Genomic DNA, 13,132 nt, shown 5'->3' with positions numbered 1-13,132 from the left:
AGGTATTGACATGTAGATAATTCTAAGCTATTCTAAATAACGCAAGTAATTACTTACATTCATTTTTGGAAGTTGGATGGGATATGGAAAAAATAAATAGTACATCAGATCGAATCATTCAAGCGTTTATTGAGCTATTTCGTGATTATGGATATAAAGGAACAACGACCCGCGCCATTGCCGAAAAAGCAGGAGTAAATGAAGTAACAATTTTCCGCCATTTTGGAAATAAAAAGGGGATTATGGAAGCAGCTATTCAATCAGTATCCTATCACCCTATGTTAGAAAAAGTTATTAATGAACAAATGGTTTGGGATCTTGAACAAGATTTGTGGGTAATCGCAGAGGGCTACCTTACGTATATGGAAAAAGTTAAAGATTTAATTATGATTGGTATGAGAGAAGCGCAAATGTTTCCCGAACTTAATGAAACGATTGTTAACATTCCAAAGCAATTAAAAGAAATGATGGTATTATACTTTAATGAGATGAATAGAAGAGGCAAGATAGTGGATACAGATATTGATTTTCAAGCGATGAATTTTATCTGGCTGAATTTCGGCTACTTTCTTTCAAAATCTCGCTTTGGTGACAGTGTCATTTCAAGTTCAAAAAAGGATTTTATAAAACACAGTGTTTATCTTTTTGCTAGGGGATTAACACCCTAGTAATTTTTTATACTATAAATGCAAGCATGTACTTGCTTTAAAAAGGGGAATTTAAATGAAAACATTAAAACAATTTTTTAAACATCCTGAAACTATTATTGGTATTTCCACTGCGGTTGCATTCCTATTAATTTTCTTCTGTGTATGGATGACAGCATATGATGGCGTTAATAATCGGATCGACAAACTGAAAATTGGTTTAGTTAATGAAGACCAACAAATAGGTTCCATGATTGAAAAAAAAGTGGTGAAAAATGTACCATTTGAAGTGAAAATGTACCAATCGATTGATTCTGCAAAAAAAGATATGAATCAATCAAAACTAGATATGGTAATGCATATCCCTGCAATCTTCTCTAGTCGACTACAAGAAAATGGGAAACCGGAAATTAACTATTTCATTAACCAAGGAAACGCTACTTTGGCAAAACAAATAATGGATGGAGCAGCAAAGAATATTACTCAATCCATTAATGAAAATGTTTATAATTATAAACAACAACTTATTCTGTCAAACTTACAGGAGCAATTAGGAAAAAACATACCATCAAATGAGCTCGCACAAGAATTTTCAAAGGGAATTTCTCAAGCTTTGGAATCTTTAAACATCCAATCTGTTCAAACAACTGTAGAAAAGACGAATAATGTTGATGGATTTGCTCCTACTATGGTGCCGATGATGATGGTACTTGCTTCATATGTAGGCTCTATGATTATGAGTCTTAATATGAATATTGTTTCATCAAAAATAAAAAGCAATTATAATAAATGGTCGATATTCTTAGTAAGACAAATCATTAATATAGGTGCATCCATTCTTTTATCTGGCATCACATTATTATTGTTTGCTATATTTAATATTGAATTACACATATCTATAATGGAGTCAGGAATATTTCAAATTTTTGTCTATTTTTCTTTCTTAAGCTTGACACAGATGTTTGTTATTTTATTTGGACCAGGTGGCATGTTATTTAACATCCTTGTCCTTTCATTGCAGCTTGTTACTTCAGGAGTAATTATTCCAAAAGCGATGTTATCCAGCTTCTATCAGACGATTGGTTCCTATTTACCGGCAACATATGCCTCAAATGGCTATTATTCATTGATTTTTGGAGGAAAGAGTTTAACAACTGAGATGATGGCTCTGCTAATCGTATCAACTGTAACCCTTTTTGTAGCATTGTTTAGAATTGCTTTACTAAAAAAAAGCGTTTCTACAAATAGTGTCGTGAGTCAATAAGACTGTTTTACAAACTAGGTATTCAAAACAGCATTAGCACTGAAAAAGCTTCCTAAAATATCCCCCTTTCCAGCTAATAAAAACTACATTCCTTAGGTATATGGAACTGAAATTCATTACATGATTTAGCATTGGCTTAATAGTAGATTAATAATCCTTTTCTATACTAAGGTAGTACGAAAAATTACTTTGTTGAGGTGATTCTTTTGAATTTCAAGAAGTTAACATTGGGAATGATGACTGCTTTACTTTTTACAGGAATGTTAGTTGGCTGCTCTGACCAAAAAGATGACCAAAAGGAAGATACCAAAACAGAAACACCAGCAGAGAACGAAACAAAAGAATAAGAACATGAATATAGAAATAAGAAAGAGGCTGATCCCGATGTTCAGCCTTTTTTCTTATATGCATTTTCAAAAAAAGCAGATTATTCTTCTTCTGAACTTTCTTTATTTTTCAGAGCAAAATACTCTTTTAACATCACCTGATTTTCTGCTATATCTGCTAGTGTATACTGGTCCAATACTTTAAAAAACTGTTCCAATGCATTATTTAGAACATGCTTTAATGAACATACCGGCGTAATGACACAGGCATTTTTATCCTCAAAACATTCTACCAAATAGAAGTTTTCCTCAGTTTGGCGGATAAGTGCGCCAATATTGATTTCTGCTGGATCCATTGCTAAACGAAAACCACCGCTTCTCCCTCTGATTGTTTCTATATAGCCTAATTTTCCGAGATTGAAAATAATCTTCATCAAGTGATTTTTCGATATATTATAAACTTCGGATATTTCTTTGATATTTGTCAGTTTTGGTGTTTCTTTTGTTGCCAAGTAGATTAATACTCTTAGAGAGTAGTCAGAATAGTTAGTTAACCGCATAACCCTATCTCCTTTTGCTATTTTTACGGTTCTAATAGTGAAAATGTGAACATTTTGTTAAACATGTTAAAAACAGTGAAAAAGATGTATTTGAAATATTGCTTTTATCCAGACAGACTTTTATCATTAAAGATGTATTTAAAATATTACTTTAAAAGAAGGTTATAAAAATGCTATCACAAAAAACAATTGACATTATTAAATCTACTGTACCAGTATTACAAGTACATGGTACACAAATAACTACTGTTTTCTACAAAAATATGTTTGCTGCACACCCTGAACTGCTGAATATTTTTAATCATGCTAATCAAGCACGAGGACGCCAGCAAACCGCTCTTGCTAATACCGTATTAGCAGCAGCACAAAATATTGATCAGCTTGAGACTATTATACCAGTTGTAAAGCAAATCGCCCACAAACACCGCAGTTTAATGGTGAAAGCCGAGCACTATCCAATCGTCGGGGAATTTCTTTTAAAAGCGATTAAAGAAGTTCTTGGAGATGCTGCTACTGATGAAATTATCCAAGCATGGGCTGATGCTTATGGTGTCATTGCCCAAGTATTTATTGATATTGAAAAAGAAATGTATGAAGAAAGTGCTTCTAAAAATGGCGGCTGGGCTGATTATAAAGAATTTAAAGTGATGAAGAAGATAAAAGAAAGTGATGTTATTACGTCCTTTTATTTAGCTCCAGCTGACGGCAGTTCATTGCCAGCCTATGAAGCTGGTCAATACATTACCATCCGCTTATCCATTCCCGGGGAAAAATTCTTATTTAACCGTCAGTACAGCCTATCATGTGCCAGCAATAAAGAATATTTCCGTATTTCCGTTAAAAAGGAAGCGTCAGTAGAAAATCCGGACGGCAAAGTTTCTAATTATCTTCATAGCGATATTGATGTTGATGATCTAATAGAAGTTACCGTTCCAGCTGGTGACTTCACCCTTTTAAAAGAAGAAAGCCAGATTGTTTTTATTAGTGGTGGTGTTGGTATCACCCCATTTATGAGCATGGTAGGAACTATTGCAAAAGAGCAGCCAGATCGCGAGGTACAATTTATTCATTCTGCAAGAAGTGGTTCCGTTCAAGCATTCAAAGAGGAATTAATCCAACTGAAAGAAAAAATTGCGAATTTCAACCTTTCCTATATATACGAAAATCCTTCTGAAGAAGATAAGCTAAATCCTTTCTTCCAAAAAGCTGGCTATATTGATGCTGACTGGCTAAAAGAGAATGCCATCACAGCAGATGGACATTACTATGTCTGCGGCCCAGTTCCATTTTTACAAGCAGTGATAACAGGGTTAAAAGCAAATGGGGTTGATGATAGTCAGATTCATTATGAATTCTTTGGTCCTTCTATGAAGTTATAAGAAAGAAAAAAGCCATTTGTCCGCTGACAACTGGCTTTTTTTCTATTAATGGATATCCCGTTTCTTAAAGTTACCGCCTTTTACTTCTGATACATCATAAATAGCGACAAATGCTGTCGGATCTAATTCATGAATAATTTCTTTCATTTTTCTTTCTTCCATGCGACTGACTACACATGTAATTTCTTTAAATGGTTCATTCGAGTATCCACCTTCTGCAAGTGTATAAGTGGCACTACGACCTAGGCGGTCACGAATGGTTTCAACCATTATTTCCGGCTCATCTGTAATAATTTTAAACGTTTTGGATCCACTTAACCCTTCTTCTACAATGTGGATTACTTTAGAGGCAATGAAGTATGCAATCGCGGATAAAATAGCTCCTTGGAGACCAAATACGGTAGATACGAAAATAAATACAAACAAGTTTAAAAATAAGATTAAGTCACTTGTTCCGAATGGTAACTTTCTTGAAAGTAATACAGCTAACATATCGATTCCATCTAATGCTCCACCATTACGCAAGGCTAAACCCATTCCAAAACCAATGATAATCCCACCAACAACCGTTATTAGAAGTGTATCTCCTTCAATGATGGTCGGGACATGGTGCATTAAGCTTGTACTAATTGCTAAGGAGAGTATACCGATAACCGAATATATAGCAAAACTTTTTCCTATCTGTTTATATCCTAAAAATATAAAGGGAATATTTAATATCCCAATCAAAATTCCAAGGGGAAATCCCATTAACTGAGAACCAACGATACTTAAACCAGTAACCCCTCCATCGGAGACTGCATTGGGAATAAGCACTGCTTCCAGTCCATATCCCGTGATAATTCCTCCAATAATAACTAATAATGCTCTTGAAGCCTTAAGAAGCTTCTTTTGTTTTTTCTGTGTCTTTTTCTCCATTTACTTTCCTCGTTTCAAACTATTTAAATAATCAACTTATTTATATTTTACCATAGTTAATTGTTAACAACTAAAGATAAGGCTAAAGAGCTACTCAATGCTTCTCCATAGGTAAAGGGATGCATAGCTTAAATATGGATGCCATTCCGGGAGCAAAGCTTCCATTTCTTCTTTTGTCGGCTTCTTATCCAATTGTAAAAGCTTTTTCAACGCATTTTGAATCCCTATATCCGCAATGGGAAAAAGATTATTCCTTCCTAATCCAAATAACAATAGATTCTGAATCGTCCATTGCCCAATTCCTCGAAAGCGGATTAATTCTTTCATAATTTCGTCATCAGACTTTTTTTCTAAACTAGCGAGATCTAAATTACCTTTTATTATTTCATTGGAAAGATCGATAATATACTCTGCTTTTCTTGTACTAAATTGCAGCTCACGCAATTCTTGGACGGTAAGCTTTGCTACTGTTTCTGGTGCTGGGTAAAACCAGACACCATCTTTTTGAAAACCATATGTAGTCACAAAACGCTGGGTTAAGGTGAAGGCAAACTTTAGGTTTAGCTGCTGATGGATTATACACTTTACTAAACTGTTGTAAGGATGAAAATCTAATACAATCGGTGTTCCATAATGCTCCTCAAAGAGCGGCTTTAATTTGGTTGCTTGAAAATGTTCATGAATGGCGAGCAAGGATTCATCCCACCGGAAAATTCTGCGGATTTCTTTATAAATGAGGTCATGCAAAGAGGAATCTATTTCCTCCCATTCTAAGCGAAATGTTGGTTTTTCCGTTATTCCAGTTGCTTGTATCTTCACCACGATTGGTTTGTTATCGATACGAAGTGGTACTTTGACCCATCTTGCTTCTTTATCCAGTACATGTAGTGGATCTAAGGCTAATCTGCTCAATACGAGATCAAAATTATAAGGTCCTTCAATTTTAATGGTATGCAAGGTGATCACCTGTTTTTTTCTTGTATTATAGCATGAAAAAGCCCAATCAAGAGAAGAAAATCTCTAATTGGGCATGCTTACCATTCTTAATGCATGATCCCTTCATCCATTTCTTTCTTCAGTGTTAAATCGTCTAAGCTTTTAAAAGTATAGCCTCTTTTTTTCAAATCTTTAATTGCTTGTTCCAGCGCTTCTGCGTTATCTTTTGAAACAGTATGAAGCAATAAAATACAGCCCGGATGAACTTGTTTCATTATATTATCATAGCTATACTTCCAGCCCTTTTGCTGGTCGGTCTTCCAATCTACAAAGGCTAATGACCAGAACACTTGTGTATATCCTAACTCTTGAGCAAGCTTTAATGTTCTCTCACTAAAAACACCACGCGGGGGACGTAAATAAGTCATTCCCTTTTTCCCTGTTAGTAATTCCGTTTCTTTCACAACGGAATCAAGCTCCTGTTTTAACTTTTCATCACTAACTTGGGTAAAATCTGGATGATGGTAGGAATGGTTCCCAATAATATGACCTTCCGCAGCCATTCTTTTAACAAGATCTGGAGCACTTTTTAAATAATGACCAGTAATGAAAAACGTTGCAGGTACCTTTTCTTTTTTTAGAACATCAAGAATTTTCCCTGTATACCCATTTTCATAGCCATTATCAAAGGTTAGATAAAGCACCTTATCTTCACTTGTATCTTTATAATAAGCACCATACTTTTCTAGTAAAGCATCTAACTCTGGTCCTGCTTCTGCTGGTTGTTCATTTGCTGCCTTTTTGAATCCCCAGCTTTGTGGTTTATTGGATACACTCGCTACAACAGGAAGGGCAAATAAACAAAAAGCAGAAAAACAAATAAACGCTTTGATTGCTAATTTCAATGTAATTCCTCCTTTACCGTTCATTCCTTTTGTTATTTTCTGTACACTGGAGGAATTCATTCTTGGTAATAACAAGCAAAGAAAAAAACGGCTAATCTTTTAGCCGTTCTCACCAAATTTATTTGTATACACGATCTTTAAATTGCGCTAATTTTTCTAAAGAGGACATTTCAATATCTTGATGAAGAGAATTACCATGTGCATCCATTGTCACCACGGCTTTAAATCCCTCTACTTTTAAATGCCACATCGCTTCAGGAATTCCAAACTGCATTAGGTCTACACCTTCTACCGATTTAATGCAATCTGCGTAATATTGGGCCGCTCCGCCAATGGCATTTAAGTACACACCGCCATGCTCTTCCAATGCCTTTAATGTTTTAGCACCCATACCGCCTTTTCCAATCACTGCGCGAATGCCAAATTTTTTCATGATATCCCCTTGGTAAGGCTCTTCCCGAATACTTGTTGTCGGTCCAGCAGCCTTCACATGCCAATTTCCCTCTTCATCTTTGAGCATAACTGGCCCACAATGATAAATAATTTGTCCATTTAAATCAATTGGAGCCTCATTTGTACTTAAATATTTATGGATCGCATCTCGCCCTGTATACATCATTCCATTAATTTGGACAACATCTCCGACTTTTAATTGGCGGATTTCCTCTTCACTAATTGGTGCTTGAAGAGTAATAACTTCCTCTGCTGCCGCTACTTCATTGTCTTCCGTTTCTGCTTTGAAATCAATTTTATCTCCTTCTTGATATTGCCATTCCTTAATTTCCCCTGTATCAGGGTTTACGGAGATAGCCAAACGACGGAATGCCCAACAATTGTAAGCAACAGATACAAAGAAGCTAGCTGGAATACGGTTCATCACGCCAATTTTACAGCCTAACAGCGTTGTTTCCCCGCCAAATCCCATTGTACCAATTCCTAGTTTATTCGCATTCTCCATGATATACGCTTCTAGCGCCGCTAATTCTGGAATATCATTTGTATCGTCGACAGAGCGGAATAGCTGCTCTTTCGCTAAATCATATCCTGCAGAACGGTCTCCACCGATACCGACTCCAATGAAACCTGCACTACAGCCTTGCCCTTGTGCTTGATATACAGAATGAAGAATACATTTGCGAATTCCGTCTAAATCACGCCCAGCACGGCCAAGCCCTTCTAATTCACATGGAAGACTGTATTGAATATTTTTATTTTCACAGCCTCCGCCTTTTAAAATTAAACGAATATCGATATAATCCTTTTCCCACTGTTCAAACTTTATGACAGGTGTCCCTGCCCCTAAATTATTCCCGCTATTTTCGCCTGTAAGTGAATCAACAGAGTTTGGTCTGAGCTTCCCATTTTTCGTTGCAAGCTCCATTGCTTCATAAATAGCTGCTTTTATATCTAGCTGATTGACAGCAATAGGTGTTTTTATTTTAAATGTTGGCAGCCCTGTATCTTGGCAAATAGGTGAGACTTCCTTATCCGCCATCCCAATATTTTGCGTAATGGTCGCTAAACTCATCGCCGAACGAGTCCCAGCATTTTCTGATGCAGTAGCTTTCGCAATTGCACGTCGCACATCTTTTGGAAGATTGGTCGATGTTTCTACAATTAAATCGTAAATACTCTTCTTCAAATTTTCAAAATACATGCTTCTCCCCCTCATTTGAAAAGCGCAAGGCAACCTTGCACATTTTTTGTTACATACAAATACTCCCTATAAAAAATTATACTCTTCTCTTCGGCGATAGAGAAGTGATTTGCAATCGTTTACAGAAATATTCCGAAAAAACAACAAAAAAGCCTGGATGATTTTCTCCATCCAAGCAGCGCAATCTTATAAATCTCTATGTTTAAACTCATTACATTTTGATTCAATTTCATCTATCATTTCAATTAAGCGATCAATATCCTCTAGTTCAGCTTCTTCTGGATCAATTGCATCTAGCACATCCATAAACATATTTAATCTTGTCTTTAGAAAAGTAACTTGCTCATTTTTATCTGTAATTGAACTACCCAATGTATTCTCTCCTTTCAAAACTACTTCTTAATCGTAACGAATTTTTCTTCTTTCGGCAACCTTCGTCTTTTTAGCTTTGCACAGGTATTATTTTTTTACACATTCATAGCGGAAAAAGAAAGAAACATCCAGTCAAGATGCTCCTTTCTGTTTATTTATTGAAACTTTCCTTCCCTAACCCTGTTGCTATATAATCGATAATTCTATCCATCACTTTAGGAAAAAGCTCTGTTCCTATTTCATCTTTATGCAATCTTATCATCATAATCGCTTGGATAACTCCTACCGTTAATTCTGGATTCTCTTTAGGTAAGACTCCACGGTCCATGAGAGTTTTAATAGCGTTGATTCCTCTTTGAGTATGTATCCGCGAGAACTCCTCCATCTGTTCCGGAAGTTTTCTTGTAAGTCTTTCATGTTCATCACTCTGAAAAACACGCTGAAGAAAAGGATTTTCCTCAACAAATGTAAAAGATGTATGAAAAAATGAAGTTAGCAATTCTTTTGAAGAGAGATCTTCACGAAATAATTCAGCAAGAACTGTCTCACGTACTTCTTCTTCATTTTTGAGAATTTCAAAATAAAGCTCCTCTTTAGATTGAAAGAACTTATAGAAAGAGCCCTTAGCAATCCCACATGCCTGCACAATATCATCAATAGTTGTTTTTGCCAGTCCATACTGTATAAAAATTTCTCTTCCTTTTTCCATAAGGGAACGATGAATATGCTCTTTTTCTTGTTTTGTAAATTTAGGCATGACAAATCTCCTTTTAATATTTTATGACTTTTTATAGACATTTAGTCACATAATGTTTATACTTATCTTAATCTCTTTGTAAATAAAAGTAAATAAGTAATAGCATATTTTTGAATTTATATGACTATAAGACCTTTTTTGTTCATATAAAGAGATGGCAACGGAGGGGAAATTCATTGTTAGATCCATTCCCCCTCTTTCAATATTGAAAATAAAGATGGAGAGATGATAATGAAGACCTTAGAAAAAGCATTTGAATTTGAAAAATTATATAATTTTCGTGATATTGGCGGTATGACAACCAGTGACGGGCGCAAAATGAAAGCTGGTGTTTTATTTCGTTCAGAAGAGTTATCTAAGTTATCCAACAAAGATTTGGAAACCTTCGATAAATTGAATATAAAAGCCATTTGTGATTTAAGAACACCTAATGAACAAAAATCAAAGGTAAGTCGTATCCCGACCGGAAAAAAAATTCAATTATTAAATGTATCCATCCATGATAAAAGCCGAGAATTTACCCGTCTTGAATTCTTTAAATTTCTAGTTAGCAAGTCAAATACCATTGATTTTGAAAAGATCATGAAAGAAATGTATGAACATATGGCCTTTGGCTGTCATAAGGAAATTCGCGAAATTCTTATCTTTCTTTCAAACCAGCAAAATATTCCTGCCCTGATTCATTGCACAGGAGGAAAAGACCGAACTGGCTTTATATCAGCAATTATTCAATTACTTGTGGGTGTCCCATATGAGGCGGTTATAAACGAGTATCTAGTATCAAATCAGTTAATAGCTGCTCGTATGAAGAAAGTCGAAAACTTTATTAGATGGATGAGTTTGTTTCAAGTATCACCAGAACGATTAAAGCCCATGCTAGAGGTTCAACGTGATTACTTAGAAGACGTATATAGTAAAATCATCGAGGAGTACGGAAACATAGAAACATATCTTCTGGTGGCTTGTAATATTCCTCAAAGCAATTTAGACAAGCTCAAACAATTATTAATTGAATAGAAAGTTATGATCTTTAATATAGAGGCATTACATGTGAAGATGGGTTTAGAGATAATTTAATTGGTGATTTGCTTAACTTTCTACCCAGCAAGTTTATTAAAAAGAAGACAACGCTACATAAAAAGAGCATCTTCTAAGACTTAAGATGCTCCTTTTCTCTACATTATTGTAGGACTGTCCCCTTTTCCTTTACCTCCATATCTTCTCTAACAGCAGGAAGCTGGGTTCCTTCTTTCATTTCTGATGATTCAATTATTTGATCTTTCGTTGTAGCTATCTTGTTCGTAATTTGATTATATTGTCTCTTTGTTTGAAAGTAGAGTTGTTTGAAATCCTCTGTAATTTCTTTTAAGTCCTTGGAACGCTCACGCACAGTGGATTGAATCTGCTTGTACAATCTCTGGGTATCATTCGTAATAGCTTTCATGGCATCAGAGGAACGATGGAATCTTTCCTTCCAATCCTTTTTAAATTCATCTGGGTTATCTTTATAACTCTGAACAATGCGAGTGCTTCCATCTTTTATATTCTCGAATTTCTGCATCGTTCTTTTTCTTGTAGCTGGATCAATTAGAGAAACTGTGACACCAATGACACTTCCAATTACTAAGCCTGTTACAATTTTATTTCCTTGATTTGCTGCATTAGACATATCATTCATCTCCCTTCTTCTCGTTAAAGATTCTTTTCCCGCCTACGCAATATTTAAACAAAAACGTTTGACAGATAGGATTTTTCCTTTAATAATGACAAGGGGCCTTATATCCCTAACAATGAAAAAAGCATTCTATACCTTTTTTACACATAGATATAGTTTAACTATTTATTTTATAAAGGAGCTTATGATGATTACTGAAAAAAACATAATTTCTCCAAGCATTGATCCTTGGGAAGCTTATATGGATATGGAGCAGCATGGAAAATTAACCTTATCTAACATTGAATTTACTACAACAACCTTATGTAATATGCGCTGCGAGCATTGTGCTGTTGGTTATACTCTTCAACCAAAAGACCCGAATGCTTTACCGATTGATTTATTACTAAAAAAACTGGATGATATTCCGCATTTACGCTCACTAAGTATTACTGGCGGAGAGCCAATGATGAGCCGAAAATCTGTAGAAAACTATGTTGTCCCTCTTTTTAAATATGCACATAGTCGCGGAGTAAAAACACAGTTAAATTCAAATTTAACACTAGGTCTGGATCGTTATGAACCCGTAATTCCGTATTTAGATGTACTGCATATTTCTCATAACTGGGGAACAGAAGAGGAATTTGCAGAACGAGGTTTTGCGATGATGGCTAGAAAACCAACTTATGAACAAAGAGGGAAGCTATTTAACAACATTATTACAAATAGTAGAGCTTTAGTAGAAGCTGGGGTGGTTGTCTCTGCCGAAACCATGCTAAATAAGCGTACACTCCCATATTTAGAGCATATCCACTGGCAAATTGTTGAAGAGATGAAATGTCAAAGACACGAAATTCACCCTATGTACCCATCAGATTTTGCTTCTGCTTTAGAAACATTATCACTAGACGAAATTCGTGACAGCATCAATCACCTTCTTGATATTCGCGATGAAAATGTGTGGATGCTATTCGGTACCCTTCCGTTTTATCCATGTAATACGAAAGAAGAAGACCTACAGTTATTAAACCGCCTTTATTCTAGCAAAAACGTAACAGTTCGAAATGATCCAGATGGTCGTTCTCGTTTAAACGTAAATATTTTTACTGGCGATGTAATCGTTACTGATTTCGGTGACACTCCAGCTCTTGGTAATATTCAAACAGATAATTTAGAGGATATCTTCCAAAAATGGCTTTCCACTGATTTAGCTCGTTCACTAAACTGTCATTGTCCTGCTGTTAAATGCCTTGGACCAAATGTCCTTGTAAAAAACAGTTACTATCAAGATGTAGATTTTACAAAAAGAAATGCAGTAATTAGTCGATAATCAAAAGTAGTGTCCATTGATAGTTGATGGACACTTTTTATTGTGCGTTGTGGGAGTTTTTTGCATGATGATTTTGTACTATTGGTATAAGTTTGCGGTAAGGAGAAATGCTGTTTTTCTTTTTGGCTTTCATCTCTCTTATGAACACCATTTTTCTCTTTCCTCTCCGCTTTTCTTGCTTTCATCCTTCCTATGAACACCTCTTTTCCGCTTAGCTTACCTTCTTTTGGTTTTCATTTCTCTTATGAACACCATTTTTCTCTTTCCTCTCCGCTTTTCTTGCTTTCATCCTTCTTATGAACACCTCTTTTCCGCTTAGCTTACCTTCTTTTGGTTTTCATTTCTCTTATGAACACCATTTTTTCCAATTATCCCCTCCTCGTTTAGCTTTCATCCTCCATAAAAAAGCCACTTTCTCCGATTCACT

The 13,132-nt window shown here is 35.4% G+C and carries 14 protein-coding genes; 6 read left to right on the top strand and 8 right to left on the bottom strand.

Features of this window, described 5'->3' with window-relative positions:
- Positions 1-83: 83 nt before the first annotated feature.
- The 3 genes from NiCM35_RS17895 (at position 84) to NiCM35_RS17885 (ending at position 2,258) form a co-directional block, all read left to right on the top strand.
- Entirely contained in the window at positions 84-668 is a 585-nt protein-coding gene (locus NiCM35_RS17895) for a TetR/AcrR family transcriptional regulator (RefSeq protein ID WP_095330750.1), read from the top strand.
- A 55-nt stretch (positions 669-723) separates the two neighbouring features.
- The gene (locus NiCM35_RS17890; RefSeq protein ID WP_433780353.1) at positions 724-1,911 is read left to right on the top strand and encodes a YhgE/Pip domain-containing protein; all 1,188 of its coding nucleotides are present in this window, start codon (positions 724-726) and stop codon (positions 1,909-1,911) included.
- A 206-nt stretch (positions 1,912-2,117) separates the two neighbouring features.
- Positions 2,118-2,258, top strand: a complete 141-nt coding sequence (locus tag NiCM35_RS17885) for a hypothetical protein (RefSeq protein ID WP_163184888.1) — start codon at positions 2,118-2,120, stop codon at positions 2,256-2,258.
- An 80-nt stretch (positions 2,259-2,338) separates the two neighbouring features.
- Here NiCM35_RS17885 and NiCM35_RS17880 read toward each other — a convergent pair whose 3' ends face one another.
- On the bottom strand, positions 2,339-2,797 hold the full coding sequence (locus NiCM35_RS17880; RefSeq protein ID WP_433780351.1) for an RrF2 family transcriptional regulator: 459 nt from the start codon (positions 2,795-2,797) through the stop codon (positions 2,339-2,341).
- Positions 2,798-2,967: 170 nt separating this feature from the next.
- On the opposite strand from NiCM35_RS17880, the gene hmpA reads away from it, so the two are divergent.
- Positions 2,968-4,176, top strand: a complete 1,209-nt coding sequence (hmpA, locus tag NiCM35_RS17875; RefSeq protein ID WP_341123912.1) for an NO-inducible flavohemoprotein — start codon at positions 2,968-2,970, stop codon at positions 4,174-4,176.
- Positions 4,177-4,221: 45 nt separating this feature from the next.
- Here the strand turns inward: hmpA and NiCM35_RS17870 are convergent, their stop codons facing one another.
- The 6 genes from NiCM35_RS17870 to NiCM35_RS17845 form a co-directional block, all read right to left on the bottom strand.
- Positions 4,222-5,094, bottom strand: a complete 873-nt coding sequence (locus tag NiCM35_RS17870; protein WP_095330742.1) for a YitT family protein — start codon at positions 5,092-5,094, stop codon at positions 4,222-4,224.
- A 90-nt stretch (positions 5,095-5,184) separates the two neighbouring features.
- The gene (locus NiCM35_RS17865; RefSeq protein WP_217279733.1) at positions 5,185-6,051 is read right to left on the bottom strand and encodes a DNA-3-methyladenine glycosylase family protein; all 867 of its coding nucleotides are present in this window, start codon (positions 6,049-6,051) and stop codon (positions 5,185-5,187) included.
- Between the two features lie 86 nt (positions 6,052-6,137).
- Positions 6,138-6,959 carry a delta-lactam-biosynthetic de-N-acetylase gene (gene pdaA / locus NiCM35_RS17860; RefSeq protein WP_433780348.1) on the bottom strand — a complete coding sequence of 274 codons (822 nt, stop codon included), beginning with the start codon at positions 6,957-6,959 and terminating at the stop codon, positions 6,138-6,140.
- 94 nt (positions 6,960-7,053) lie between these two features.
- Entirely contained in the window at positions 7,054-8,592 is a 1,539-nt protein-coding gene (locus tag NiCM35_RS17855) for a fumarate hydratase (protein WP_095330740.1), read from the bottom strand.
- Between the two features lie 186 nt (positions 8,593-8,778).
- Positions 8,779-8,964, bottom strand: a complete 186-nt coding sequence (locus tag NiCM35_RS17850; RefSeq protein WP_047941711.1) for an SE1561 family protein — start codon at positions 8,962-8,964, stop codon at positions 8,779-8,781.
- A 151-nt stretch (positions 8,965-9,115) separates the two neighbouring features.
- Entirely contained in the window at positions 9,116-9,721 is a 606-nt protein-coding gene (locus NiCM35_RS17845) for a TetR/AcrR family transcriptional regulator (RefSeq protein ID WP_123258891.1), read from the bottom strand.
- Positions 9,722-9,952: 231 nt separating this feature from the next.
- Here NiCM35_RS17845 and NiCM35_RS17840 point away from each other — a divergent pair, with 231 nt between their 5' ends.
- Positions 9,953-10,738, top strand: coding sequence for a tyrosine-protein phosphatase (locus NiCM35_RS17840; RefSeq protein ID WP_371472403.1), 786 nt, complete (start codon positions 9,953-9,955; stop codon positions 10,736-10,738).
- A gap of 163 nt (positions 10,739-10,901) precedes the next feature.
- Here NiCM35_RS17840 and NiCM35_RS17835 read toward each other — a convergent pair whose 3' ends face one another.
- Positions 10,902-11,390 (bottom strand): YtxH domain-containing protein, encoded by a 489-nt coding sequence (locus NiCM35_RS17835; RefSeq protein ID WP_171509292.1) that lies wholly within the window; start codon positions 11,388-11,390, stop codon positions 10,902-10,904.
- A gap of 193 nt (positions 11,391-11,583) precedes the next feature.
- On the opposite strand from NiCM35_RS17835, the gene yfkAB reads away from it, so the two are divergent.
- The gene (yfkAB, locus tag NiCM35_RS17830; RefSeq protein ID WP_433780346.1) at positions 11,584-12,705 is read left to right on the top strand and encodes a radical SAM/CxCxxxxC motif protein YfkAB; all 1,122 of its coding nucleotides are present in this window, start codon (positions 11,584-11,586) and stop codon (positions 12,703-12,705) included.
- The last annotated feature ends 427 nt before the right edge of the window (positions 12,706-13,132 follow it).

The sequence above is a fragment of the Niallia sp. M35 genome, from assembly GCF_050971705.1.
Taxonomy (GTDB): Bacteria; Bacillota; Bacilli; order Bacillales; family Cytobacillaceae; genus Niallia; species Niallia circulans_A.
Note: the sequence above shows the minus strand (reverse complement) of the source record. Positions and strands in the feature narration are given on the sequence as shown.

Bases quoted from the DNA above. Each gene is read 5' to 3' on its own strand.
- NiCM35_RS17890 (WP_433780353.1), top strand. From the start codon at position 724: ATGAAAACATTAAAACAATTTTTTAAACATCCTGAAACTATTATTGGT.
- yfkAB (WP_433780346.1), top strand. From the start codon at position 11,584: ATGATTACTGAAAAAAACATAATTTCTCCAAGCATTGATCCTTGGGAA.
- NiCM35_RS17880 (WP_433780351.1), bottom strand. From the start codon at position 2,797: ATGCGGTTAACTAACTATTCTGACTACTCTCTAAGAGTATTAATCTAC.
- NiCM35_RS17840 (WP_371472403.1), top strand. From the start codon at position 9,953: ATGAAGACCTTAGAAAAAGCATTTGAATTTGAAAAATTATATAATTTT.
- hmpA (WP_341123912.1), top strand. From the start codon at position 2,968: ATGCTATCACAAAAAACAATTGACATTATTAAATCTACTGTACCAGTA.
- NiCM35_RS17835 (WP_171509292.1), bottom strand. From the start codon at position 11,390: ATGTCTAATGCAGCAAATCAAGGAAATAAAATTGTAACAGGCTTAGTA.
- NiCM35_RS17870 (WP_095330742.1), bottom strand. From the start codon at position 5,094: ATGGAGAAAAAGACACAGAAAAAACAAAAGAAGCTTCTTAAGGCTTCA.
- NiCM35_RS17855 (WP_095330740.1), bottom strand. From the start codon at position 8,592: ATGTATTTTGAAAATTTGAAGAAGAGTATTTACGATTTAATTGTAGAA.
- pdaA (WP_433780348.1), bottom strand. From the start codon at position 6,959: ATGAACGGTAAAGGAGGAATTACATTGAAATTAGCAATCAAAGCGTTT.
- NiCM35_RS17845 (WP_123258891.1), bottom strand. From the start codon at position 9,721: ATGCCTAAATTTACAAAACAAGAAAAAGAGCATATTCATCGTTCCCTT.
- NiCM35_RS17895 (WP_095330750.1), top strand. From the start codon at position 84: ATGGAAAAAATAAATAGTACATCAGATCGAATCATTCAAGCGTTTATT.